A 24,922-nucleotide genomic window follows, 5' to 3' on the forward strand; every position below is an offset into this window, starting at 1 on the left:
GCCCTGCGGCGTTCAGCGGGCGGCGCGGGCGAGGAGCTTGGCCCGGACCCGGTCGGCGTCGGCGGCGGCCGCGAACCGGACGTACACCTGCTCGGCCGCGCGCCACCGCTCGCGGGCGGCGGCACCGTCGCCGCGCGCGTCGAGGGCGTCGCCGACGTGCTCGGCCGACCAGGCGACGCTGCCGTCCATACCGAGCGCCGCGAACCCGGCCTCGGCGGCGCCGTAGTGGCGCAGGGCCTCGTCGAGGCGGTCCTCGCGCTGGGCGATGAGCCCGTACCCGAGGCTCGCGTACGCGGCGCCGGCGTCGCCGCCGGCCTCCTCGGCGGCGGCCCGGAGCCGGTCGAAGCAGGCGCGGGCCTCGTCGACGGCGCCGATGCGGGCGCTGTGCCAGCCGACGAGCGCGACCGCCCGGTACTCCCAGAACCGGTCCCCGGCCTCCCGGAAGTGCGCGAGGGCGCGGCGCCCGTATTCGAGGGCGTCGGCGTCGCGGTCGTCCTTGCCGGCGCGCACGGCGGGGCCGTAGCACGCGAAGCCCTTCGCCCACGCCTGCCCGGTCGCGTCGGCGACGGCGGTGGCGCGGGCGAGGCGCCGGTCGGCGGCGGCCTTGTCGCCGCGGAGCATGGCCGCGGCGGCCCGGTACCCGTGGGCGACGACCTGCCCGAAGGGGTCGCCGCGGCGTTCGGCGGCGGCGAGCGCGGCGGTCTGGGCGGCTTCGAGGTCGTCGCCGAGGCCGCGGCCGAGCATGTACTCGGCGAGGTGCCAGGCGAGGCGCCAGGTGCGGGCGTCGCCGCCGTCGCCGGCGAGGACGAGCCCGAGGAGGACGTCGTACTCCGCGTCGTACCAGGCGGCGGCCGCGGGGGCGGTGGCGACCGGTTCGAGGACGGCGCCGGGGTCGGGGCCGCCGGAGTCCGGGAAGCCGGGGTCGTGGAGGCCGCCGTGGAGGTTGAGGAGGGCGTCGGCGGCGGCGGTCGAGTACTGGAAGTGGTCGAGGAGCCGGTCGGCCGCGGCCGCGCGCCTTTCGGGCGCGACCTCCTCGTGCAGGCGCTCCTTCGCGTACGCGCGCAGCAGGTCGTGCATGGTGTAGCGGCCCTCGCGGGGCTGCTCGACGAGGTGGACGCCCGCGAGTTCGTTCAGGGCGGCCTCCGCGTCGGCCTGCGGCGCGCCCATGAGGCTCGCCATCGCGGCCGCGGTGAGGTCGGTGCCCGGGTGCAGGCCGAACAGCCGGAACGCCTGGGCCGCTTCCGATTCGAGAGCCTGGTAGGAGCAGGCGAACACCGAGCGCGGGTCGGAGCCGGGGTCGGCCGCGGCGAGGACCTTGAACACGTTCGTGGTCTGGTCGAGCCGGTCGGCGAGCGACGCGATCGCGAACGACGGGTGCTGGGCCGCCCACGCCCCGATGAGCGTGAGCGCGAGGGGGAGGCGCCCGCACGCGGCGACGATCCGGCGCACCGGGCCCTCCTCGGCCATCGCGCGGGTGAGGCCGATGCGGCGCACCAGGAGCGCCCACGCGTCGGCCTCGGACATGAGCCCGAGCGCGACCGTGTCGGCGCCCTCCCCCGCGTCGAGCGCCGCGAGCCGGTCGCGGCTGGTGACGAGGGTGAAGCTGCCGGGGGCGACGGGGAGCAGCGGGCGGACCTGGGCGGCGTCGCGGGCGTTGTCGAGGAGGATGAGGACGCGGCGGCGCGCGAGCACCGTGCGGTAGAGGCCGACGCGCTCGTCGAGGCCCGCCGGGACCTGGTGGGCGGGGACGCCGAGCGCCGCGAGCGCCTCGGCGAGGACCGCCGCGGCGTCGGTGCCGCCGCTGAGCGGGTCGAAGCCGCGCAGGTTGAAGTACAGCTGCCCGTCGGGGAACCGGTGCGCGACCCGGTGCGCCCACCGGACCGCGAGCGCGGTCTTCCCGACCCCGCCCATGCCGGTGACGACCGCGAGGCCGGCCTCCCCGTCGGCGGCGTCCAGCGCGTCGTCGAGGAGGCGGATCTCGCCGTCGCGGCCGGTGAACCGGGTGATGGCGCGCGGGAGCGTGGCGGGCACGAGCCGGGGCGGCGGGGCCGCGGCGGGACCGGTGCCGGGCTCGTCGCGGAGGATCGCGGCGTGCAGGTCCACGAGTTCGCGGTCGGGGTCGACGCCGAGCGCGTCGGCGAGGCGGGTCCGCAACGCGGCGAACGCGTCGGCGGCCTCGGCGATGCGACCGCACCCGTGGAGGGCGCGCATGAGGAGCGCGGTGAGGCGCTGCCTGGTGCCGTGGGCGGCGACGACCTGCCGGAGCTCGTCCACGACGTCGGCATGGCGGCCGAGCTCCAGGTCGAGGTCGAGGCGGCGTTCGAGGAGGGCGAGGCGGTGCTCGTCGTGGCGGCGGCGGATGGCCTCGACGGCGGTCCCGGACTGGTCGGCGAGCGCGGGGCCGCGCCATTCGGCGAGGGCCTCGCGCAGGGCCGCGGCGGCCTCCCCGGTGCGGCCCTCGCGGGCGAGGGTGCGGGCGCGGTCCTCGTTCGCCTTGCAGCGCAGGAGGTCGAGTTCGTCCTCGCCGATGCGGAGGCGGTAGGCGCGGCCGACGGTCTCGACGCGGTCGCGGGCGGGACCGAGCTTGACGCGGAGGACCCCGACGGCGTTCTGGATCTGCGTGTCGGGGTCGCGGGGGAGGTCGATCCCGTAGACGGCGCGGATGAGGCTGTCGAGGGGGACGACGCTGTTGGCGTCGTCGAGGAGGATCGCGAGGATCGTCGCGGTCTTGCCGCGGGGGACGGCGGCCGCGGCGCCGTCGACGCGGACCTCCAGGGGGCCGAGGAGGCGCACGTCGAGGGTTGGCATGTCACCGCTTTCGCTCGGCACCAGGGGATTCCAGTGTCCCATATGGGGCGGAACGCCGCTCGCCGCGAAGCGCGGGCGCTCCGCGGAGCGGCGGCGCCCTCAGGCGAGGCGCACGGGGAACAGGACCGTGGAGGCGACGGTCCGGTCGCGCTCCTCGGTGCGGGCGGTGCGGCGGGGGTCGGCCATGTAGGCGTCGATCGCGGCCTGCCCGGGGAAGCGGTAGGTGTGGACCTCGTGCGGCTGGCCGTCGGCGCCGTCGCCGATGGCACGGGAGACGATCTCGCCGCCGTGCTCGGCGATGAGCGGGAGGACGGCGTCCTCGTAGGCGGTCATGGCCGCCTCGGCGCCGGGGCGGGCGCGGAGCAGGCAGCACAGCTCGATCGCCGGTCCGCCGGTCGCCGCGGCGCCGTTCGCCGCGGGGTGCTCGATGGGGTCCTCAGCGGAGTGCACGATGGGGGACGGTTCGCTCATCGGCCCATCATGGCACCGGCCCGACCAGCCCCGAAACGGTTTCCCACCTGGTGCCCGGTCACCGGTCCTCCTGGAGCGCGCGGAGTTTCGCCCGCACCCGCATGGCCCCCGCTGCGCGGCGGGGGCCGCAGACCAGCCGCAGAACAGCGCGCCTTCACAGCCCACCTCCGCAGTCCGCCCCGTCACCACCCGAGATGACCGATCGGTGACCGATCGGTGGCCGGGGCGTCGATGGTCGTGGGCGTCAGCGCATGAGGAGGTACGCCCGATGAACCGGATCGAGATCCCCGAGGACTACGAGGACCGCCTGGAGGCCGCGCGCCGCGCCGCGAAGCGGCTGCCCGGCGGGCCCGCGCGCGAGTCGGTCGAGCGCGCCCTAGCCGCCGCCCCCGCGCGCGACCGGTACGAGCGGGCCGCCGACCTCGCCGAGCGCGCGCAGGCCCTCACCGAGGAGCTCGCGAACCGCACGTTCGACGGCACCGACCCCGGTCGCGTCGCCTGGGTCCGCCTCGACCACCTCGGCCGCCTGCGCACCCTCTCCCTGAGCCCCACGGTCGACCGCCTCAGCAACCCCGCCGTCGCCGCCGCGATCGAGGCCGCATGGGACGGCGCCGAGAAGACCCGCTCCGAGCACGTCCTCAACCTCGAACGCGCCCACCCGGACCTCCTCGCCGCCCGCGTCCCCGACCGCCGCGGGGACGAGCTGCGCGACCGCATCGCCGCCCGCGCCGCCGACCGGTTCGCGCACACCACCGACGACGACCTGTGCTCGGCCGAGGTGAACATCGAGGGCCGCCTCACCGGGTTCAAGTTCCTGGTCCCGAACGCCACCCTCGACACCGAGTGCGAGGAGCTGTCGGCCACCGCGACCGCCACCGTCCAAGCGGCCCAGTCGCAAGCGCACGAAGCGCTCGCGGCACTCCTCGCGCCGCCCCCGGCCTGACCGCAACCCCGGGCGCGGCCCTGGCCTGGCCTGGCCTGGCCGCAGTCTGCGACCCGGCCGCATCCCCGACACGACCCGACCACCAACCCCCGGCACGGCCTGACCACCGCCCCGGGCACGACCCAGCCTCGACCCGACTGCCGCCTGCGATCGGACTCGGCCCGACCGCCACCCCAGGCACGGCCTGACGGTCACTCCCAGAAACGGACGAGGCCCGGTCCCCCTGCCGGGACCGGGCCTTCGCCGACGACTCCTACTCGTACCGGTCGTCGGCGGCCTTCGCGATGCCCCAGACGTCCTCGTCCGGGTCCTCGAAAAGCTTCGATTCGCGCGCGGTCTCGTCGTCCGAGCCGCCGCCCGCACCGCGCGCCCCGCCGCCCGCCATGCCCGCGCCGCCGGAGCCCGTACCGGTCCCGGCGGCGACGGCCCCGCCGCCCGGGACGCCGGCAGCGGCGGCACCCACCGCCCCGCCCGCCCCGGCGCCGAGCGCACCCGTGGCGAGGCCGCCCGCGCCCGGGCCGGAGCCCGGACCAGCACCGCCGCCGAGGCCGCCGCCAGAGGCGAGGCCGCCGGAGAGGTCGTCGGGGTCGGCGAGTTCGGAGGCGTCCCAAGGGTTCTCGAGGTCGGGAACCTTCGGCTGGGCGAGGTCGTCCATGCCCGCGGGGGTCTCGGGTGTCGTCGGCTGCTGAGCCTCGGACTGCGGCGACTCCTGGCCTGGCTCCTCCTGCTCCGCTTCCTCCTCGGGCTCCTCGGGCTCCTCCTCCGATTCCTCTGCCGGCTCCTCCTCGGCGCCCTCCTCCCCGGGGTCCCCGCCCGCGGAGTGGTCCTCGGCCATGGCGTTCATGCTGCGGTCGTCGCCCGCGCCCGTCTTGTCCTCCAACGGCTTCAGGAGGTCGGCCGCCGCGGCGACCGCGGCACCGGCCGTCGCGTCGGCGGCGTTCACGAGCGTCGTCAGGGCCTGGAGCCCGAGCGTCCCGGCGAGCGCCTGCGCCTGGAGCGCGGCCTCGATGAGGCCCCCGAACGGCCCGGCCATCGCGATCGCCGTGCGCTGCAAGGCCCCGAGGGTCACCAGCGGCGCGGGCTGCACGTCGAACCCGAGCGCCTTCAGCCCGGTGTCGGCCGCCCGCAGCAGCGTGCACTCGGTGAGCATCTGCCCGCCGGCCGCGGCGAGGCTCCCGGCGGTCGCCGTGATCTCGCCGATCACCTGCGCCAGATGCGCGGTGACGTTGCCGACCTCGCCGTTGAAGGCGTCGTTGGCGGTGTCGCGCCAGTGCGCGTTGATGTCGGCCACCTTCCGGCCGTAGTCGGTCTGCTGGGTCGCGAGGTCCGCCGCGGCCGCGGCCATCTCGGCGGCGTAGGCGACGAACTCGGAGGGGTCCGCCGCGAGGGCGTCCTGGTACGTGGGCATCGTCCGCTCCTATCGCTGCGGGCCGGTCTGGATGCGGTTCCCGATGTCGCCGAAGCGGGTCCCGGTCGCCTGGTCGTTCGCCTCGGCGTCGTCGGCGCTGCCGACGACCTGGTCCCCCTGCCACGCGAGGCGCCGCTCGACCCCGGTGGTCACCGCCGCGAGCGAGGTCTGCCAGCGCCGTCCCGCCTCGCCGGTGGCGAAGCCGCGGTTGCGGTCCGCGGCGGTCGCCGCCGGGCGCTCCACCCGCCTGGACGCGGCCTGGCCGCCGGGGGCCAGGGCGCGCAGGCCGGTGCCGCCCGCTCGCACGTCGTCGACGTCCATGTGCACGGTCATGGGTTCCTCCTTCGCTTCCGCACTCCCGGGCGGGCGCCCGGCGGCGTTGGGTGCACTGTCGCCGCCGCGGCCACCGATCGGTCACCGCGCCCGGCGGGCGGCCCGATGACGGATGTGTGACGGTCGGGTCTTCCATGGGCCGCACGGAGACGAGGACCCCCGGGTCCACTCGGGAGGTGCTGTGATGACCGACGACCTGTTCGCGACCGGCGACAGCGGCCTGGAGCCGCCGTCGTTCGGGTTCACGATCGCGTTCGGCGCCCCGGCGTCCGGCGGCGGCCGGGCCGGGTGCTCGGCCGGGGCGTGCCCGCATCCGGTGGCGCACCCGGCGGAGGAGGACTGGGTGCAGCTCGCGTCGGCGGTGCCGGTCGAGGGCCAGTCGGGGCGGTTGCGGCCGCGCTGCGAGGGGATGGCGTATCCGACGGAGGCCGACTTCCGGGCCGCGGTGGCGGCGGTGCGGCCGGAGGACGCGGACGCGTTCTCACTGCAGCGCCTGCGGACCGGTTGGACGGCCGAGGTGGGCGAGCGGATCGCGGGCTGGCCGGAGCGGTTGCGGTCGAAGCTCGCGGTGCTCGCGGAGGGCTGGGCGGGGGACGACTTCGACGTGTTCGCGGAGCAGGCGGACCTGGCGCGGGCGCTCGTGGAGGGCGCACTCGACGACCTGGAGGGCGCCGCGGCGGAGCTGGAGCGCCGGGAGGCGGCGGTGTACACGCTCCAGGGCGGCGACTCGGGCGAGATCCCGTATCCGGCACCGCTGGTGGGGGTCGAGGGCGAGTGGTCGGACCTGGCGGCGCTGCACGTGCGGCCCGCGTGGTGGCACGGGGACTGCATCACCATGACGTGCGCGGAGGCGGAGCGGGCGCTGGAGCTGGCGGGGGCCGACCCGGGGCTGGCGTCTGAGGTGCGGGAGTTCGTGGAGGAGCGGGTCGGCGCGGGCCTGTCGGGGCTGGGCGCGCTGGTCGCGGACGTCAGGTCGCTGGCGGGCCAGGAGGCGAAGGAGGTCTTCGGGGCGCGGGTGGAGGCGGAGCTGGCGGCGTACGTGGAGCGGCAGCCGGCGATCGACGAGTCGATCACGGCGAAGCGGGACGGGCAGTCGGCGGAGTTCGCGGCCGTGGCGGTCACGGGCGAGGACCGGCCGTACCCCGCGAGCGCGGACGCGTCCTATATGGATCTCGTGGCGCCGGAGGCGGAGCGGCCGGCCGATCCGGTGGTGCCGCAGGCGGTGGAGGACCCGAGTCCGGTGCCGCCGGGCGGCGACGGTTCGGTCCGCGCGGAGGAGACCCCTTGGGAGCCTGCGGAGGACGATGACGACGAGGCCGTCTCGGGCGGCCTGGCGGGCGGCTCGGGCGGGTCGTTCGGGGCCGGCGGCGCGGCCAGTGCGGCGGGGGCGCTCGGGTCCGGTCCCGGGGGGCGCGGCGGCGCCGTCGCGGTGCCGGCGGGAGGCGTGCCGCAGGGGCTGTTCGGTCCGGCGGTGTCGCCGGGCGCGACGGCCGGCGGGACGGGCGCGGCCAAGGGCGGCGGGCTGTTCCACGGCCCGGGGCCTGCGGGGCAGCAGGTGCGGGCGGGCGGCGCGGAGGCCAAGGGCGGCAGGGCGAAGGCGGACGACGAGGACGAGGACGCGCCGCAGGACCTGGCCCGGCGCGAGACCGGGAACCCGTGGGGCTACGTGCGGCCCAACGAGGACCCCTACAACTGATCCGCGGAGCGAAGGAGCGAGACCATGGGCGAGCGCGTGTACGACCCGGCGGCGGTCGAGGAGTACCGGCTGTTCCTGCTGGAGCTGATCGACGAGCTGGAGGGCGAGGTGATCCCGGTGCTGGCCACCGGGACCCTGAGCCGGGCACCGGCGTTCGGGACCGCGCCGGGCGCGGCCGACGCGGCGTCGCGGTACCTGGAGTTCCACGCCGCGATGTGGCGGAGCCTCCAGTACCTGCGGGGGACGCTGCACGGCCTGGAGTCGGCGCTCGCCGAGACCGAGGGTGGCGACTCGGGGTTCTTCTTCACCGTCGGGACCGTCGCTTAGGCGAGGGAGACGGCTCGGGCCGCACCTCCTGGAGGAGGTGCGGCCCGAGCCGTGCCACGGTCCGCGTGGTGCTAGAACGCCCCGTCGGGGAGGTCCATCGGGACCAGGTCGGCCGCTTCGACGATCTTGCGGTCGGCGGTGATCCGCGGGAGCACTTCGTGGGAGAAGAACTTCGCCGCGGCGACCTTGCCGCGGTAGAAGTCGTCGTCCGAACCGGCGTCGAGCTTGGCCTGGGCGACCTCGGCCTGGCGCAGCAGGAGCCAGCCGACGACGAGGTCGCCGACCGCCAGCAGCAGGCGCCGGGAGTGCAGCCCGACCTTGTACAGGTCGCGGGGCTCGTCGCCCATCGCGGCCATGAGCGAGGGCTGGAGCGCCTCGATGATGCCCTGGACGTCGCCGAGGGCGCGGAGCACGCGGGCGCGCACGTCGCCGAGGTCGGCGTGGCCGTCCTGCGTGGACTCCATGATCTCGCCGGCGACGGCCATGAGCGACTCGCCGTTGTCCTTGATGATCTTGCGGAACAGGAAGTCGAGGCTCTGGATGGCGGTGGTGCCCTCGTAGAGCGTGTCGATCTTCGCGTCGCGCACGTACTGCTCCAGCGGGTAGTCCTGGAGGTAGCCCGAGCCGCCGAAGGTCTGGAGCGACTCGGAGCTGAGCAGGTCGTAGGCGCGCTCGGAGCCGCAGCCCTTGACGAGCGGCAGGAGCAGGTCGTTGATCCGCTTGGCGGTCTCGGCCGCGTCCTCGTCGCCGTCGGCCTCGGCCAGGACGGCCTTGTCCTGCCAGGAGGCGGTGTACGCGACGAGCGCGCGCAGGCCCTCGGCGTAGGACTTCTGGAGCAGGAGCGAGCGGCGCACGTCCGGGTGCTTGATGATCGGCACGCGCGGGGCGGTCTTGTCGGTCGACTGGAGCAGGTCGGCGCCCTGGATGCGGCTCTTGGCGTAGTCGAGCGCGTTCAGGTAGCCGGTGGAGAGCGTGGCGATGGCCTTGGTGCCCACCATCATCCGCGCGTACTCGATGATGAGGAACATCTGGCGGATGCCCTCGTGCTTGTCACCGAGGAGCCAGCCCTTCGCGGGGGCCTTCTCGCCGAAGGTGAGCTCGGCGGTGGCCGAGACCTTGAGGCCCATCTTGTGCTCGATGTTGGTGACCTTGACGCCGTTGCGCTCGCCGAGCTCGCCGGTGGCCGGGTCGAACAGGTACTTGGGCACGATGAACAGGCTCAGGCCCTTGGTGCCGGGGCCGCCGGCGCCGTCGACGCCCACGGGGCGGGCGAGGACGTAGTGGATGATGTTGTCGGTCATGTCCTGGTCGCCCGAGGTGATGAAGCGCTTGACGCCCTCGATGTGCCAGGAGCCGTCGGGCTGGAGCCGGGCCTTGGTGGTGCCGGCGCCGACGTCGGAGCCCGCGTCGGGCTCGGTGAGGACCATGGTCGCGCCCCAGCCCTTCTCGACGAAGAGCTTGGCCCACTCCTGCTGCTCGGCGGTGCCCTCGCGGTAGGCGCTGTGCGCGAACGAGGAGCCGGCGGCGTACATCCACAGGGCGGGGTTGGAGCCGAGCACGAGCTCGGCGAGGGACCACCAGAGCATGCGCGGCGCGGAGGTGCCGCCGAGGACCTCGGGGAGGTCCAGGCGCCAGTACTCGGCGTCGATGAAGGCCCGGTACGACTTCTTGAACGCCTCGGGGAGCGTCACCGACGCGGTGGACGCGTCGAAGACGGGCGGGTTGCGGTCGCCCTCGACGTAGCTGGAGGCCAGCTCGTTCTCGGCGAGGCGGGCCAGCTCCGCCAGGATCTCGCGGGCGGTGGCCTCGTCAAGGTCCGGGTAGACCTGGTGGTCGAGGATCTTGTCCGCTCCGAAGACCTCGAAGAGATTGAACTCCAGGTCTCGGAGGTTGTGGCGGAAGTGCGTCATTGCGGGTCCTCCATTACTCAGTGGTAACCCCCATCATATTACCCGTCAGTAATCTGTTCAAGGATCCCGCGACCCCGCGCAGTTCGCCAGGCGTGTCGCGGTCGGATACCCGACACCGCGCCGCCCCGGGCGCCGCTCGATCGGGTGATCGTGGAGGTCTCCCCGCGCACGCCGTAACCGGCGCATTCGTGCCTCGTTGAACCGGGCATCAGACCGCTTGTGCGACTCCGCCCGCACCGGGCGGGACGAACCGACGAGCCCACCACCCGCACCACCGCGTCACCGCCGCGCCCCACCACCAGGAGCACCCCATGATCCGAGCCGTCGCCTCCCAGCTCGCCGCCCGCGTCGGGCCCGCCTACATCGGCCGCCACCGCCGCGCGCGGCCCGTCCTCCACCGCGTCCTGCGCCTGCCCGTCCCGGCCCCCGTCCAGGAGGCCGCGCGGTGAGCCGCCGGCTGCCCGTCAGGCTCACCAGGCGCCGCCGCGCCCGCTCCCGGCTCCTCGCCCTGCGGCGGTGCCGGATCGGGCGCCCGAGGGACTAGTCCGCCCCCGGGCGGTAGTCCAGCAGCAGCAGCGCGATGTCGTCGGTCAGCGGACCGCCGACCCAGCGCCGCAGCGCCGTCTCCAGCGAGGCCAGGCCGTCGCCGGTGTTGCCGTGCCCGATGAGGCTCCACGCGCGCTCGCGGATCGGGAAGAACTCCCCGTCCTTGCGCGCCTCCGCGAGGCCGTCGGTGTACAGGAAGATCCGGTCCCCCGGCTGGAGCCGCACCGTCAGCTCCTGCGCCGACGGGCCCAGGCCCAGCGGCGGCGCCATCGACTCCGGTTCCAGGTAGGTCGCCACCCCGTCGCGCACCAGCATGGGCGGCGGGTGGCCGCAGTTGAGGATCTCCAGGGTCCCGCCGCGCTCCTGGAGCAGGATCGCCGTCACGAAGTCCTCGTCGCCGCCGTTGCGCAGCACCGCGTGGTCGAGGTCGGCCACCATGCACCGCTGGTCCGGCCGCTCGAACGCCACGTGCCGGAACGAGCCCAGGACCGTCGACGACAGCCGCACCGCGTCCAGGCCCTTCCCGCGCACGTCGCCGATGACGATCCGCACCCCGTACTCGGTGTCCAGGGCCTCGTACAGGTCCCCGCCGATCTCCGCGCCCGACCGGGCCGAGACGTAGCGGGCCGCGATGTCGAAGGGCCCCAAGCGCTCCCCGATCGGCCGCAGGATCGCCTGCTGCACCACCGAGGCGAGCTGCGCGAGCCGCCGCAGCCGGTCGTCGTCGCGCTCGCGCACGACCGCGACCGCCGCCGCGATCACCACCGCCACGGCCACCACCAGGAAGTCCACGCCGTGCCGGGCCACGCCCGACATCGAGAAGTCGTGCAGCATCCACAGGTACCCGAAGGCCAGCGCCATGCTCGCGGCCCCGACCCCGGCGACCCAGCGCCACGGCAGGAACGCGGAGGCCGCCAGCGGGGGCAGCGCCAGCCACGACACCGCGTGGGAGTCGTCGCGGACGGTCAGGCGCAGCCCGACCAGGACCACCACGACCGCGAACGCGGCGGTGAACGCCGACCGCACGGACGGCGCGGACCAGCCCTTCCACAGGTCGCCCAGGGCCGGGGCCGGCCTGCGGCGCTGCGTAGTGCGCATGTGGATGCATGCCTCCTTCCCACCGGGTTCGCGGGCGCGCGCCCGCATGCGGCCGGAGGCCCCTCGTGGGGTCTCCGGTTCGGACGCGCCTGCGCCCGGCCCCCGGGAGGGCCGGAGGGGTTCGCCGCGCCCTCGCTGCGGCCGGGGGTGTCGTCAGCACCGGCCCCGGCCGTCGGCGGTGCGAAGCCCGGAGTGCCGGACCCGTTTCGACCATCGCCGTTGTGAAGATCGTAATGGTCGGCGCGGCGCTACCGGGCGTGGAGGACGTCGCCGCCCGGGTGACGGCGAAGTCGGTGCGTTCGGTCGAACGTAGGCGCCGAACGGGCCCGGGAACATCCTCCGTTCGGACAGGGTTTCGGGGCCCTGAACTGGGGCGGCGCCCGGAGGGCCCGCGCGGCGCGGGCACCGTCCGCGGCCTGCGGCGGGATCCGGACGGCCCGTCCCGAACGTGACGAAAAGCGCTGGCGCGGTGACGGGCGGTCGTGCGAGTCTTGGGGCCGTGCAGTTCACGCTTTCCAGAACCCCCTACGGCAGCCCGGTCGCGCGCGCCCTGTGCGACGAGGTGCAGGCCGAGTACGTCCAGCGCTACGGCTCCGGTGACATGACCGAGCTCGCCGACGCCGACTTCGCCCCGCCGAACGGCGACTTCCTGGTGGCCTACGGCGAGGACGGCGAGCCGGCCGGCTGCGGCGGTTGGCGCTCGCACGGCGAGGACGCCGAGATGAAGCGCGTGTTCGTGCGGGCCTCGGCGCGGCGCCAGGGCCTCGCGAAGCGGATCGTGGCGGCGGTCGAGGCGTCCGCGGCGGAGGCCGGCCGCAAGCGCGTGATCCTGGAGACCGGGCCGCGCCAGCCCGAGGCGGTCGCGATGTACGAGCTGCTGGGCTACACGCCCGTGCCGGGGTTCGGGTACTACTCCGCGGAGGACGGCTCGATCCACCTCGGCAAGGAGCTCGCGAGCGACCTTCCACACTAGTTCACTGAATTGCCGACGCAAGCGGCACGCAACCACTAAAGCCGCTGATGGCGCCTTTCGGACAGGAGAGACCGAACGGTCTTTTCCGAACCTCCACCCCGAAAGGATCAAAGTGGACAACAAGAGGAAGCATCTGATCCGCCTCGGCGCCGGCGCCGCCGCGACGCTCGGCGCCGCGGCCCTCGCATGGGCCGGGACCGCCGCCAACGCCCAGGAGAACACGCCCGGGAACGACGTCGAGGTCCAGGTCATCGGCGGCCAGCCCGCCGAAGAGGGCCAGTACCCCTGGCTGGTCGGGCTCGGCTCGCCCGGCGACGGCACCCCCTGGGAGCGGCAGTTCTGCGGCGGCTCGGTGATCGCCGCCGACGTCGTCCTCACCGCCGCGCACTGCGTCGAGGACGCCGCGGCCGAGGACCTCGTGATCTTCTCGGGCTCGGTGGACCTGGAGTCCGACGCGATCGTCGAGACCGCCGTCGCCGACCTCCACGTCGCCGAGGACTACAACGCGCCCATCGCGATGGCGAACGACTGGGCGCTGCTCAAGCTCGCCGAGCCGGTCGACGTCGAGCCGATCGCGCTCGGCGCCGACGCGGCCGAGTACGCGGCCCTGGAGACCGCGGGCTGGGGCAACACGGGGTCGGAGTACCCGGTCGTCGCCGAGTGGGTCGAGGTGCCCTTCGTGGACGACGCCGCGTGCGAGGCGGCCTACCCGGGCGAGGTCGACGCGGCCTCGATGCTGTGCGCGGGCGACCTGGAGAACGGCGGGGTGGACTCCTGCCAGGGCGACTCGGGCGGCCCGATCATGACCCCCGCGGGTGAGGAGCAGGTGCTCGTCGGGATCGTGAGCTGGGGCTACGGCTGCGCCGAGGCCGGGAACCCGGGCGTGTACTCGGAGATCGCCGGCTTCGCCGCCGCGATCGACGAGGTCCTGGCCGGCTGGGAGTAGCCGACTGGAAGCGGGAGCCGGGCGGACCGCGGTCCGCCCGGCTCCCGCCGTCTCCGGACCCGGTCCAGTGGAGTCCGGAATGGACCATTCTCATTCATCCGTCCCTATTGCCATATGACGTTAGTGAATGCACCGCTATTCACTGAAAAACAGCTGAGGTGCGGAATATTCATATATGAGCGATATTCCCGTAAGCTGACGTGCGGCAGGTGAACGCCTGAATCCACCCACTCGAAAGGATTTCTCGCGTGAAGCACAACCGAAAGAACCTCGTCAGGATCGGCGCGGCCGTCGCCGCCGGACTCGGCGCCGCCGCACTGGCGCTCTCCACCACCGGCGCGAACGCCGAGGAGGCCGCGGCGGACGGCGACTTCGACGCCCAGATCATCGGCGGCCGGCCCGCCGCCGACGGCCAGTTCCCGTGGACCGTCGCCCTCGCCGACGCCGCCGATCCGTCCTTCAACTACTGCGGCGGCCAGCTCATCGAGGAGGACGTCGTCCTCACCGCCGCCCACTGCACCGAGGGCTCCGCCGCCGCGGACGTCGTGATCCGCCACGGCGACACCGACATCGCCCAGACCGACGTGTACGAGGTCGCCGAGATCGTCGTCGCCGACGGCTTCGACGGCGCCACCATGGTCAACGACTGGTCGCTCATCAAGCTCGCCGAGCCGATCACCGGGGCCGAGACCCTCCCGCTCGCCGACGCCGACACCGGGGACTGGGGCACCCTGACCGTGGCCGGCTGGGGCACCACCGAGTCCGGCTCGATGTCGCCGGACCTCCTTTACACCGACGTCCCGTACGTCTCCGCCGACGACTGCGCCGGGGCCTACGGCGCCGAGTTCGACGCCGCCACCATGATCTGCGCCGGCGACCTCGCGAACGGCGGGGTCGACTCGTGCCAGGGCGACTCCGGCGGCCCGCTCGTCTCCGCCGACGGCGTCCTCGTCGGGATCGTCAGCTGGGGCTACGGCTGCGCCGAGGCCGGCAACCCCGGCGTCTACGCCAACGTCGGCCTCCTCCACGGCGACATCACCGCGGCCCTCGCGACCCTGTAGCGCGGGCTACCCTCCGGGGCACCGGGCGCGGCCTCCGGGCCTTTTGTATACTCGGTGCGGCTCCGTTCAGGCGGAGTTCGCGGGTGTAGTTCATTGGTAGAATGCGACCTTCCCAAGGTTGAGAGGCGAGTTCGATTCTCGTCACCCGCTCCGCGAGGACTTCCACGGCCGCCCCGGTCTCCGGGGCGGCCGTTTCCGTGCCCGCCCCACGCCACCTCCGAAGGGCCGTTCGACGCCCGATCGACCCCTTCCCCGGCCCTTCCCCAGCGCTCGTTCGACTCCGCATCGACACCCGTTCGACGCCCGTTCGACGATTTCGTGGCGGAGACAGGCCCCGCCACGTGCAGGGACATTTCAAGTTATCGATCACTTCCTCGCCCGCGCTAGCTGCCCATAGAGACCCCCTTCACTTTCCGAGAGCCCGCAGGTACTATGACCGCATCGAAAGTTTCCGGTACTTGTCCTGAAAGTTTCGGTGGCGATCCCTCTTGCCCCGGCCCAGGACGCCGGACCCTCATCCCTCGAAAGGACCACCATGCGAAACCCCCTTCTCCGGCCCCGGGCCCTGGTGGCCGCCGGTGCGGCCGCCGCGCTCGCGCTGACCGCCGCCGCGTGCGGCGACAGCGGCGAGAGCGACGCCGACCTCACCTGGTGGCACATCCAGAACCAGGACCCGCTCATGTCGACGTGGCAGGAGTTCGCCGACGACTTCGCGGCCGACAACGACATCACCATCGACGTCCAGGCCATCGAGAACCAGGCGTTCAAGGACCGCATGGGGACCGCCTCCCAGTCCGGCGACGTGCCCGACATCTTCCACACCTGGGGCGGCGGCGTCCTCGCCGAGCAGGTCGAGGCCGGCCTCGTGCAGGACCTCACCGGGAAGCTCGACTGCATCGACTCGATCAACCCGATCGCCCTGGAGCCCTACACGATCGACGGCAAGCTCTACGGCATGCCGTTCGACGCCGGCGTCGTCGGGTTCTGGTACAACGAGGACCTCTTCGCCCAGGCCGGCATCACCCAGCCCCCGGCCACCTGGGACGAGTTCCTCGCCGCCGTCCAGGCGCTCAAGGACGAGGGCATCACCCCGATCGCCCTCGCCGGCGCCGACAAGTGGCCCGGCCACTACTACTGGACCTACCTCGCGATGCGCACCGTCGGCCTCGACGGCCTCGCCTCCGCGGCCGAGGCCGGGGACTTCTCCGGCGACGGCTTCGTCCAGGCCGGCCAGATGGTCGCCGACCTCGCCGCCCTGGAGCCCTTCCAGCCCGGCTTCGAGTCCGCGGTCTACGGCGAGGCCGACGGCCAGTCCGCGACCATGGGCGAGGGCCTGGCCGCCATGGAGCTGATGGGCCAGTGGGCCCCGCAGGCCCAGCGCGACAACTCCGGCACCGAGGGCCCCGAGAACCTCGGGTTCTTCCCCTTCCCGACGGTCGAGGGCGGCACCGGCACCACCACCGAGTGGCTCGGCGGCGGCAACGGCTACGCGGTGGCCGCGGACGCGCCCGACGAGGCGCTGGACTTCCTGTGCAACTTCATGGAGCCCGACAACTACACCCGCGCCATCGCCGAGGGCAACCTGACCCCGGTCGCCGCCGACGTGGCCGCGGTCGCGCCCGACCTGAACGAGGACACCCAGAAGGTCGTCGACGCGCTCGCCACCGCCACCGGCACGCAGCTCTACCTCGACCAGGCGTACCCGCCGGCCATCGGCGGCGTCATCAACGACGCCACCGAGGGGCTGCTCCTCGGCCAGCTCACCCCCGAGGACTTCGTCGCGATGGTCAACGAGGCCTGGGCGGCCGAAGCGTGACGATCAAGGAGTCCCCTCGGGTCTCCCCGGTAACGGGGCGCCCGGACCGCCGCGCGGGCTCACGCCCGCGCCGGCGGTCCGGGCGCCCCGGCGCGGGGACGCTCGCCACGTTCATCGCGCCCGGCCTGATGCTGTTCCTGATGTTCGTGATCCTGCCGGTGCTGTTCGCCGCGTACGTGGCGTTCTTCCGCTGGAACGGCCTGGGCGGCGTCCCGACCGAGTTCATCGGACTGGAGAACTTCCGGAACCTCGTTCAGGACGACGTCTTCCTCGGCGACCTGTGGCGCCTGGCGCTCATCGTGGTCCTCTCCCTGCTGGTCCAGCTCCCGCTGTCCTTCGGGCTCGCGATGCTGCTGCACCAGCGGTTCCCCGGGCGCACCGCGTTCCGGCTGCTGTTCTTCGTGCCCTACGTCCTCACCGAGGCCGTCACCGCGGTCCTGTTCCGCCTCGTGTTCTCGCCCCGGCGCGGCTTCGCCGACTCGCTGCTCGCCAACCTCGGCATCGACGCCCAGATCGGGTGGCTGTCCGACCGCGACATCATCATGTTCGTCATCTTCGGGATCCTCACCTGGAAGTTCTTCGGCTTCCACATGATCCTGTTCCTGGCCGGGCGCCAGAACATCCCCGACGAGCTGTACGAGGCCGCCGCCATCGACGGCGCCACCGGTGCCCAGGCGTTCCGCTCGATCACCCTGCCGCTCATGGGCCCCACGGTCCGCATGATCGTGTTCCTGTCCGTCATCGGCTCGGTGCAGCTGTTCGACCTCGTGTACGTGCTCACCGGCGGCGGCCCGTTCCACGCCTCCGAGACGCTCGCGATCACCATGTACGAGCAGGGCTTCCAGCGCAACCAGATCGGCTACGCCTCCGCGCTGTCGATCGCGATGTTCGTCATCAGCCTCGTGTTCGCGCTGCTGTACCAGCGCTACGTCCTCAACCGCGACCTCCAGGGGTCGCTCACCACCGCCGGGGGGAACCGCTCATGAGCGTCAACACGCGCCGGGCCCGCCTGCTGCGGCACACCGGCTTCTACGTGGCCGCGTTCCTCACCACCGCGTTCGTGGCCACGCCGATCCTGTTCGCGCTCCTCGGCGGCTTCAAGGACAACCAGCAGCTCCGCGAGAACGCCCTGGGCCTGCCGAGCCCCTGGAACGTGGAGAACTACACCGACGTCCTGGAGTCGGGGGCGTTCTGGCAGCAGGTCTTCAGCTCCATCTTCATCGCGCTCGTCACCACGTTCATCGTCGTGATCTGCTCGGCGATGGTCGCGTTCGTGTTCGCCCGCTACGCCTTCCGCGGCCGCGAGGGCCTGTTCACGCTCTTCGCGGCCGGGATGATGTTCCCCTTCGCGGTGGCCGTGCTGCCGCTGTTCATCATCCTGCGCAGCTTCGAACTGCTCAACAGCCCCTTCGGCGTGATCCTGCCGCAGGCCGCGTTCGGCCTGCCGCTGACGATCATCATCCTGCGCACCTTCTTCCGCTCCATCCCCGGCGAGGTCGAGGAGGCCGCCACCATCGACGGCGCCGGGCCGTGGCTGTTCTTCACCCGCATCCTCCTGCCGATGGCGCGGCCCGTGCTCGCCACCGTCTCGGTGCTCGCCCTGGTCGGCTCCTGGAACTCGTTCCTGCTCCCGCTGGTGGTGCTCCAGAAGTCGACCTGGTGGACGCTCCCGCTGGGCGTCACCCAGTTCAGCGGCCAGTACGCCTCGGACACCGCGAAGGTGCTGGCGTTCGTCATGCTCGCGATGCTGCCCGCGCTGGTGTTCTACGCGTTCGCCGAACGGCACCTCATCAGCGGCCTGACCTCGGGCGGCACCAAGGGTTGAGACGCGTCCGAGGAAGGGCCCGGGGGTCGGCTGGCCCCCCGGGCCCTTTTTCGCGCGCACCGGGAACCGGCCCGGCGCGCGCGGCGTCCGAGAGGCATGAAAGCGAAACTCCTCACCGCACTCGCGGGCGCGGCCGCCCTCGCCGCCGCCGGGTGCACCTCGCAGCAGGGCGACGACCCCGTCGTCGACAGCGTCCCCTGGGTCCCCGCCTCCGCGCAGCTCGCCTCCTACGGCGGCTGCGACGAAGCGCTGGAGGGCATCCAGGACGCCGCGCTCGCCATGATGTCCCAGTGGCAGACCGGCGAGTACTTCGCCGGCGGCTCCGTGGAGGACGGCGCCCGGGCGGAGGAGGGCGACATGGCCGCCTCCGACGCGGGCGCCGCGCCGGCCTCCGGGCAGGGCGCCGACGCCTACTCCCAGACCAACAACCAGGTCGCCGGGGTCGACGAGCCCGACATCGTCAAGACCGACGGGACCTCCGTCTACAGTGTCGTCCGCAACACGCTCCGGGTGGTCGACATCGCCTCCGGGGAGGTCGTCGCCGAGCACGCCTTCGACGACACGACGTGGAGCCACGAGCTGTTCCTCGGCGACGGCGGCCTGTTCGCGATGTACACGCAGGACGTCCAGGACGGCGAGACCTACTACAGCGAGTTCAGGGTCGACCGCCTCGACCCCGCGACCCTGGAGGTGCGCGACAGCCTCGCCATGGAGGGGTCCATGGTGGACGCCCGCATGGTCGGCGGGGAGCTGCGGTTCGCGGTGTCCTCGCAGCCGCTCATCCAGCCCGTCTACGACGTCCTGTACGGCGGCGGCGGCGATCTCGCGGACCTCGAAGCGGCCCTTGGGGAGACGACCCTGGAGGACTGGGTCCCCGGCTTCACCGTCAACGGCGAGGCCGGGGAGGTCGACTGCGGCGACATCGCGCACCCCGAGCGCTTCAGCGGCTCCGCGGTGACCGTGTTCGGCCTCGCCGCGGCGGGCGGGTGGGACGAGGTCGCCCCGCACACGGTGATGGCCGACGGCGAGACCGTCCACGGCACCGCCGACAGCCTCTACCTGGCCCACTACGACTACGGCTGGGGTGAGGACGAACCCGAGTCGGAGACCGAGATCTACCGGTTCCGCTTCGACGGCGGCGAACCGGCCCTCGCGGGCGAGGCGACCGTGCCCGGGTCGCTGCTGAACCAGTACTCGCTCAGCGAGTACGACGGCCACCTGCGGGTCGCCACCACCGAGAACGACGCGATGTGGGGCTGGTGGGGCGGCTGCGGGCCGGCCGCCGACTGCGCCTGGGGCGCGGAGGTCGCGCCCGAGCCGGAGGACTCGAAGTCCACGGTGACCGTGTTCGCCGTCGGCGATGACGCGCTCACCGAGACCGGGTCGGTCACCGACCTCGGTGTCACCGAGCAGATCTACGCGGTCCGCTTCATGGGCGACACCGCGTACATCGTCACGTTCCGCCAGACCGACCCGCTGTACACAGTAGACCTCTCCGATCCCGCGGACCCGGTCGTCACCGGGGAGCTGAAGATCACCGGCTACTCCGGGTACCTCCACCCGGTCGGCGAGGACCGGCTCCTCGGCGTCGGCCAGGAGGCCACCGAGGACGGCATGACCACGGGCCTTCAGGTGAGCCTGTTCGACACGGCCGCACCGGAGGCGGCGGTCCTCGACCAGTACCACCGCGAGAACGCGGCCTCCGCGGTCGAGTACGACCCGCACGCGTTCCTGTACTGGCAGGACGCGAGCATCGCGGTCCTGCCGGTCAACGACTGGGGCCGGGACTACGCCGACTACACCGCCGGGGCGCTCGTCCTCGCGATCGGCACCGACTCCCTGGAGGAGGCCGCCTGGATCGAGCACGAGCTGGAGGACCCCTACCAGGAGGGCATCGTCCGCGCCCTCGTCGTCGGCGACCAGATCTGGACCCTCTCCTCGGAGGGCCTGCAGGCCAACGAACTCGGCGGCGGCTACGCGCAGACCGCCTGGATCGGGTTCTAGGGGCCGGGGGAAGAAGCGGGCCCGCACCGCCTTTCGGGTGGCGGTGCGGGCCCTGTCCGCGTCTAGCGGTCCCGGCGCCGCTCGCGCCATTCGGGGGCGAGGACCGACCAGACCTCCATGTCGTAGCGCTCGCCGCGGTGCAGGTAGGCGGCGCGCAGCAGGCCCTCGCGGGTCATGCCGAGGCGCTCGGCGACCGCGACGCTGGCGGCGTTGCGGTCCGAGGCGTACCAGTCGACGCGGTAGATGCCGCGCTCCTCGACCGCCCAGTCGATGATCGCGGTGGTCGCCCGCGTGACCAGGCCCCTGCCGACGGCGGCGGGCTCGAGCCAGCAGCCGGCCTCGGCGGTCTCCATGACGGTGTCGAAGGTGCGGAACAGGACGCCGCCGACGAGCGCCCCGTCGAGCCGGATGCCCCAGATCCGCCCGGTGTCCGCCTCGGCCCGCGCGGCGAAGACCTCCAGGAGCGCCCGCGTGCCGTCGACGTCGGCGCACCGGTCGGCGATGGAGACGTACCGGCCGATGTACTCGCGGCCGCGGTCCATGTGGGCCGTCATCTCCTCGGCGTGCTCGGGCAGCAGCGGGGCGAGCTCGGCGCCGTCCCCCAGGGGTCCTGCGAACATGTGCCCTCCAGATCGGGATCGGGTGTGCCACATGGTCTCACGGGCGGGCCCGGGCCGGCGCCGGCCCGGGCCCGCGGCGCTACTCGGCGGGCCGCAGGTCCGCGAGCATCCGGACCGCGCCCATGCCCCACATCTCGTTCCAGAAGCTCGGGTAGACGCCCGGGGAGCGCTCGGCGGTGGGCCAGCCGGTCCACACGGCGTTGCTCGCCTGCGACCAGGCGCCGTTGTACCACACGGGGATCGCCGGGAGGTCCTGCACGGTGATGAGCTCCAGCTCGGTGATGACCTCGGCGTAGCGGGGGTCGTCGGTCGCGAGGGTCGAGAGCTCCTGGGTGAGCTCCCACGCCTCCTCGTTCTCCCAGCGGGAGAAGTTGCCGTTGCGCTGGATCTCGGCCACGGGGAGCTGGAAGAGGTTCTGGAAGTGGCTCCACGGCGAGTTGGTGATCCGGCTGTTGTTGTTGACGACCAGGTCGAAGTCGCCGGACTCGCGGGCGGCGTCGACCTCGGCGGCGTCGAGGAACACCGCGGTGCAGTCGATCCCCGCGTCGACGAGGTCGGAGGCGAGGGACTGGGCGGCGGCCTCCCAGTCGGTCCAGCCGTCGGGGACGATGAGCTGGAGGGAGAACGGCTCGCCCTCGCGGGTCTCGACGAAGCCGTCGCCGTCCTCGTCGGTGTACCCGGCCTCGGTGAGGATCGCGACCGCCTGGGACGGTTCGAAGACGAAGCCGTCGTCGCCGATCGCCTCCGCGTCGTAGTAGCGCTCCCAGACCGGGAGGAGGCCGGTCGGGTGGGCCTCGGTGACCATGCCGCCGTACACGGCGTCGACGATCTGCCCCGGGCTGATGGCGAAGGCGACGGCCCGCCGGAACTCGGGGTCGTCGAGGGGCTCGCGGGTGGTGTTCGGGACCAGCATCGCCACGTTGAACGGGGCCATGAAGGGCGGCTTGTCGAAGTAGGTGGTGAGCGCGGGGTCGCCGGTGAGGAAGTCGTCGACGCCGGGCATGAAGTTGTTGGCGAGGTCGAGCCGGCCCTCGATGAGCATGTTGAGGATGTCGGCGTTGCCGGGGGTGACGAGGTCGACGATGAACCGCGGCCGCACCTGGAGTCCCAGCGCCTCGGTGGCCCACCAGTCGTCGCGCCGGACCCAGGCGACGCGGGTCTCGTCGTAGCTGTGGACCGCGTACGGGCCGGAGACGACCGGGTCCGGGTCGAGGGTGCCGCTCACCAGCTCCTCGGGTGTGTACGCCTCGTATACGTGCTTGGGCACGATCTCGTTGGTGTACAGGAAGTTGTCCCACTCCTGATGGCGCGCTTCGGAGAACGTGAAGCGCAGCGAGCGCTCGTCGAGGACCTCGACCGCTTCGAGCCAGTCCCAGACGGCCGCGTACGGCACGCCGTCGATCTTGCCGAGCTCGACGGTGTACGCGACGTCGTCGGCGGTGAGCCGCTTCCCGTCGCTCCACGAGACGCCCTCGCGGAGCGTCAGTTCGTATTCGAGGCCGCCGGTCCACTGCCCGGACTCGGCGAGCCAGGGGGTGAGGCGCTGCTCGGCGGTGTCGAGGAGGAACAGGTACTCGTATCCGAGCCCGTTGAGGCCGGTGACCTGGCCCGCGCTGATCGGGTTGAAGTCGCCGGGCGGGCCCCAGGCCGTCCCGGTGGAGTACAGGGTCTCGCCGCGGGGGAAGTCGTCCATGGCGAGGCGGCTCGCGTCGTCGCCGGCCCCGGGTGATTCGTCGTCGCTGCACGCCGCCGTCGCCAGGGCCGCGGTGGCGGCGAGCGCGGGGAGGTGTCTCCGCTTGGTCATGTCGGTTCTGCTTTCGATGTGCGGGCGACCCGCTTCGCCGGCGCCGGGTTCCGGTGTGAGGGCGCCGCCGCGCGGGCGGCGGGCGGTCCGGACGGTGCGGCCGATGGCGATGGGGCCGGAGGAGATCGATCCCGCATGTCGGGTTGCGACCGCGAGTCGGTCGGAGCCGCCCGATCGGAGCGCTCCGGACGCCGGTGCGCGAGGCCGGGGGTGCGGCAGGGTCGCTGCCGTACGGGGGTGCGCGTCCTCGCGGTAGGGGAACGTTATCGCAGATTGGAAGCGTTGTCAGAACGCTTCGTGCGGCGGTTAGTCGCAATTGCAGGGATAAATACGTCAATTGCACGCCGCGATTCGCAATCGCTCCCACGATCGGTATCCAATCGAGATCTCCCGGGAGTGCGGGCGGGGCCCGCGCCGGTCGGCGCGGGCCCCTGTTCCTGTTTCCTTCAGGTCCGGCCGGCCGCTAGCGGCCGAGGTTGCGGAAGCGGCGCACGCCCAGCGGCAGGAAGACCAGGGTGATGAGCAGCGGCCACAGAACCGCGGCGGCGAGGGCGTGCTGCTCGGGCCAGGAGCCGCCGGTGGCGACGGGGTTGCCGAACAGCTCGCGGATCGCGGTCGCGGTGGCGGACACCGGGTTCCACGCGGCGATGGCGCCGAGCCAGCCGGGCATGAGCTCGGGCGGGGTGAACACGGAGGAGACCATGCCGAAGGGGAACGCGAGCGCGAAGAGGCTCCCGGTCTGCTCGACGTTCTTGGCCATGAGGCCGATCCAGACGCCGATCCAGATGAGCGCGAAGCGGAGCCAGATGAGGAGGGCGAACGCGCCCAGGGTCTCCCAGACCGTGCCCTCGCTGCGCCAGCCGATGGCGAGCGCGATGAGGAAGAGCACGAGCAGGTCGACGCCGGCGTGGATGGTGTCGGAGATGTTGCGGCCCACCACGACCGCCGAGGAGGCGGTGGGCATGGACCGGATGCGGTCGACCATGCCCTTCTCCTTGGCGTAGGCGACGGCCATGGCGGTGTTCATGAACCCGAAGGCCATCGTCATGGCGAACATGCCGGGCATGGCGTAGGCGACGTAGTCGACCCCGGCGCCCTGCCCGGTGACGTCCATGGCGGAGCCGAAGACGTACACGAAGAGCAGGACCATGACGATGGGGAAGCCGAGGGTCCACGCGAAGTTGGCGGGCTCGCGGAGCAGGTGGGTGAACTCCTGGCCCACGATGGTGCGGTAGTCGTGGAGCGTCCACTTGACGCGGCCGGCGAGGGTCTCGTCGGGGAGCGGGGCGACGGCGGTCACTGGCGGGCCTCCTGGGGCTGGTCGGGGCGGCCGACGAGTTCGAGGAACGCCTCGTCGAGGGTGGGGCGGCGCAGGCCGAGGTCGGCGACGGTGATCCGCTGGTCCTGCACGGCGGTCGCGGCGGCGGTGAGGGCCGGGACGGGGTCCTTGACGGGGGCGGAGACGGTGAGTCCGGCCTCGTCGGCGGCGACGTCGCCTTCGGCGACCGCGGCGACGATCCGCTCCAGGGCGGGGAGGTCGGCGGGGTCGGCGGCGACGATCTCGAGCCGGTCGGCGCCCATGCGGCGCTTGAGCCCGGCGGGGGTGTCGTCGACGAGGTTGCGGCCGTGGTCGATCACGGCGATGCGGTCGCAGAGGCGGTCGGCCTCGTCGAGGTAGTGGGTGGTGAGCACGACGGTGGTGCCGTCGGCGGCGAGGCCGGAGACGGCGTCCCAGACCTCGCGGCGCCCGGCCGGGTCGAGGCCGGTGGTGGGCTCGTCGAGGAAGAGCACCTGCGGGGCGAGGATCATGCTCGCGGCGAGGTCGAGGCGGCGCTTCATGCCGCCCGAGAACCCCTTGGCCTGGCGGTCGGCGGCGTCGGCGAGCCCGAACTGGGCGAGGAGCCGGTCGGCGCGCTCGCCGGCGCGGGTCTTGTCGAGCCGGAACAGCTTCCCGAAGAGGACGAGGTTCTGGCGGGCGGTGAGGAGGTCGTCGACGGCGGTCTGCTGGCCGGTGAGGCCGATGCGGCGGCGGACCTGGCGGGCCTCCTTGGCGACGTCGAACCCGGCGACGGCGGCGCGCCCGGCGTCGTAGCGCAGGAGGGTGGTGAGGATGCGGACGGTGGTGGTCTTCCCGGCGCCGTTGGGGCCCAGGAGCCCCAGGACGGTTCCGGACTCGGCGACGAGGTCGAAGCCGTCGAGCGCGGCGGTGTCCTTGAATCGCTTGCCGAGGCCGGCGGCCTCGACGGTCGTGGTGGTCATCGACTGGTCTCCCTAATCGGGTACGTTGTACTCAGTAATAGCATACGGCGTACCCGATTAGCAAGCGCGATATC

The 24,922-nt window shown here is 73.1% G+C and carries 21 protein-coding genes and 1 tRNA gene; 12 read left to right on the forward strand and 10 right to left on the reverse strand.

Annotation, left to right across the window (positions count from 1 at the left end):
- Window positions 1-12: 12 nt before the first annotated feature.
- Both BLS99_RS12195 and BLS99_RS12200 read right to left on the reverse strand, forming a co-directional pair.
- Window positions 13-2,808, reverse strand: coding sequence for an AfsR/SARP family transcriptional regulator (locus tag BLS99_RS12195; protein WP_176953328.1), 2,796 nt, complete (start codon window positions 2,806-2,808; stop codon window positions 13-15).
- 99 nt (window positions 2,809-2,907) lie between these two features.
- The gene (locus BLS99_RS12200) at window positions 2,908-3,279 is read right to left on the reverse strand and encodes a hypothetical protein (RefSeq protein WP_218126436.1); all 372 of its coding nucleotides are present in this window, start codon (window positions 3,277-3,279) and stop codon (window positions 2,908-2,910) included.
- Window positions 3,280-3,547: 268 nt separating this feature from the next.
- Here BLS99_RS12200 and BLS99_RS12205 point away from each other — a divergent pair, with 268 nt between their 5' ends.
- The gene (locus BLS99_RS12205) at window positions 3,548-4,222 is read left to right on the forward strand and encodes a hypothetical protein (RefSeq protein ID WP_091049393.1); all 675 of its coding nucleotides are present in this window, start codon (window positions 3,548-3,550) and stop codon (window positions 4,220-4,222) included.
- 253 nt (window positions 4,223-4,475) lie between these two features.
- On the opposite strand, the gene BLS99_RS12210 is transcribed toward BLS99_RS12205, so the two are convergent.
- A complete protein-coding gene (locus BLS99_RS12210) occupies window positions 4,476-5,630 on the reverse strand; it encodes a hypothetical protein (RefSeq protein WP_091049396.1) in 1,155 nt (384 codons plus the stop codon).
- A 9-nt stretch (window positions 5,631-5,639) separates the two neighbouring features.
- Complete coding sequence (locus tag BLS99_RS12215; RefSeq protein WP_091049399.1) at window positions 5,640-5,963, reverse strand: hypothetical protein; 324 nt, start codon at window positions 5,961-5,963, stop codon at window positions 5,640-5,642.
- 184 nt (window positions 5,964-6,147) lie between these two features.
- Here BLS99_RS12215 and BLS99_RS26200 point away from each other — a divergent pair, with 184 nt between their 5' ends.
- Together BLS99_RS26200 and BLS99_RS12225 are read left to right on the forward strand one after the other, a co-directional pair.
- Window positions 6,148-7,659: a hypothetical protein gene (locus BLS99_RS26200; protein WP_176953329.1), complete on the forward strand. Its 1,512-nt coding sequence runs from the start codon at window positions 6,148-6,150 to the stop codon at window positions 7,657-7,659.
- A 24-nt stretch (window positions 7,660-7,683) separates the two neighbouring features.
- Window positions 7,684-7,986 carry a hypothetical protein gene (locus BLS99_RS12225; RefSeq protein WP_091049406.1) on the forward strand — a complete coding sequence of 101 codons (303 nt, stop codon included), beginning with the start codon at window positions 7,684-7,686 and terminating at the stop codon, window positions 7,984-7,986.
- A 71-nt stretch (window positions 7,987-8,057) separates the two neighbouring features.
- Here BLS99_RS12225 and BLS99_RS12230 read toward each other — a convergent pair whose 3' ends face one another.
- Window positions 8,058-9,896, reverse strand: coding sequence for an acyl-CoA dehydrogenase (locus tag BLS99_RS12230; protein WP_091049410.1), 1,839 nt, complete (start codon window positions 9,894-9,896; stop codon window positions 8,058-8,060).
- Between the two features lie 311 nt (window positions 9,897-10,207).
- Between BLS99_RS12230 and BLS99_RS26205 the strand changes: the two genes are divergently transcribed.
- Window positions 10,208-10,345: a hypothetical protein gene (locus BLS99_RS26205; RefSeq protein WP_176953330.1), complete on the forward strand. Its 138-nt coding sequence runs from the start codon at window positions 10,208-10,210 to the stop codon at window positions 10,343-10,345.
- Between the two features lie 91 nt (window positions 10,346-10,436).
- Here BLS99_RS26205 and BLS99_RS12235 read toward each other — a convergent pair whose 3' ends face one another.
- Window positions 10,437-11,540, reverse strand: a complete 1,104-nt coding sequence (locus BLS99_RS12235; protein ID WP_091049414.1) for a PP2C family protein-serine/threonine phosphatase — start codon at window positions 11,538-11,540, stop codon at window positions 10,437-10,439.
- A 499-nt stretch (window positions 11,541-12,039) separates the two neighbouring features.
- Here BLS99_RS12235 and BLS99_RS12240 point away from each other — a divergent pair, with 499 nt between their 5' ends.
- The 8 genes from BLS99_RS12240 to BLS99_RS12275 all read left to right on the forward strand — a co-directional run bounded on the left by BLS99_RS12240 (window position 12,040) and on the right by BLS99_RS12275 (window position 20,165).
- Window positions 12,040-12,513 carry a GNAT family N-acetyltransferase gene (locus tag BLS99_RS12240; protein ID WP_245712235.1) on the forward strand — a complete coding sequence of 158 codons (474 nt, stop codon included), beginning with the start codon at window positions 12,040-12,042 and terminating at the stop codon, window positions 12,511-12,513.
- A 112-nt stretch (window positions 12,514-12,625) separates the two neighbouring features.
- Complete coding sequence (locus BLS99_RS12245; protein ID WP_176953331.1) at window positions 12,626-13,459, forward strand: S1 family peptidase; 834 nt, start codon at window positions 12,626-12,628, stop codon at window positions 13,457-13,459.
- Window positions 13,460-13,707: 248 nt separating this feature from the next.
- Window positions 13,708-14,520 carry a serine protease gene (locus tag BLS99_RS12250; RefSeq protein ID WP_218126437.1) on the forward strand — a complete coding sequence of 271 codons (813 nt, stop codon included), beginning with the start codon at window positions 13,708-13,710 and terminating at the stop codon, window positions 14,518-14,520.
- A 79-nt stretch (window positions 14,521-14,599) separates the two neighbouring features.
- A tRNA-Gly gene (locus BLS99_RS12255) sits at window positions 14,600-14,670 on the forward strand.
- Window positions 14,671-15,055: 385 nt separating this feature from the next.
- The gene (locus BLS99_RS12260) at window positions 15,056-16,336 is read left to right on the forward strand and encodes an extracellular solute-binding protein (RefSeq protein ID WP_091049424.1); all 1,281 of its coding nucleotides are present in this window, start codon (window positions 15,056-15,058) and stop codon (window positions 16,334-16,336) included.
- Window positions 16,333-17,322 (forward strand): carbohydrate ABC transporter permease, encoded by a 990-nt coding sequence (locus BLS99_RS12265; RefSeq protein WP_218126438.1) that lies wholly within the window; start codon window positions 16,333-16,335, stop codon window positions 17,320-17,322. Before BLS99_RS12260 ends, BLS99_RS12265 begins: the two co-directional genes overlap by 4 nt.
- Entirely contained in the window at window positions 17,319-18,161 is an 843-nt protein-coding gene (locus tag BLS99_RS12270) for a carbohydrate ABC transporter permease (protein WP_091049428.1), read from the forward strand. Before BLS99_RS12265 ends, BLS99_RS12270 begins: the two co-directional genes overlap by 4 nt.
- Window positions 18,162-18,257: 96 nt before the next feature.
- A complete protein-coding gene (locus BLS99_RS12275; protein ID WP_091049432.1) occupies window positions 18,258-20,165 on the forward strand; it encodes a beta-propeller domain-containing protein in 1,908 nt (635 codons plus the stop codon).
- 62 nt (window positions 20,166-20,227) lie between these two features.
- On the opposite strand, the gene BLS99_RS12280 is transcribed toward BLS99_RS12275, so the two are convergent.
- From BLS99_RS12280 to BLS99_RS12295, 4 genes are all read right to left on the reverse strand, one after another.
- Complete coding sequence (locus BLS99_RS12280; RefSeq protein WP_091049435.1) at window positions 20,228-20,785, reverse strand: GNAT family N-acetyltransferase; 558 nt, start codon at window positions 20,783-20,785, stop codon at window positions 20,228-20,230.
- A gap of 79 nt (window positions 20,786-20,864) precedes the next feature.
- Entirely contained in the window at window positions 20,865-22,589 is a 1,725-nt protein-coding gene (locus BLS99_RS12285; RefSeq protein ID WP_091049438.1) for an ABC transporter substrate-binding protein, read from the reverse strand.
- A gap of 463 nt (window positions 22,590-23,052) precedes the next feature.
- The gene (locus BLS99_RS12290; RefSeq protein WP_091049442.1) at window positions 23,053-23,889 is read right to left on the reverse strand and encodes an ABC transporter permease; all 837 of its coding nucleotides are present in this window, start codon (window positions 23,887-23,889) and stop codon (window positions 23,053-23,055) included.
- The gene (locus BLS99_RS12295) at window positions 23,886-24,848 is read right to left on the reverse strand and encodes an ATP-binding cassette domain-containing protein (RefSeq protein ID WP_091049446.1); all 963 of its coding nucleotides are present in this window, start codon (window positions 24,846-24,848) and stop codon (window positions 23,886-23,888) included. Before BLS99_RS12295 ends, BLS99_RS12290 begins: the two co-directional genes overlap by 4 nt.
- Between the last annotated feature and the right edge of the window lie 74 nt (window positions 24,849-24,922).

The organism is Glycomyces sambucus (genome assembly GCF_900102815.1).
GTDB lineage: Bacteria > Actinomycetota > Actinomycetes > Mycobacteriales > Micromonosporaceae > Glycomyces > Glycomyces sambucus.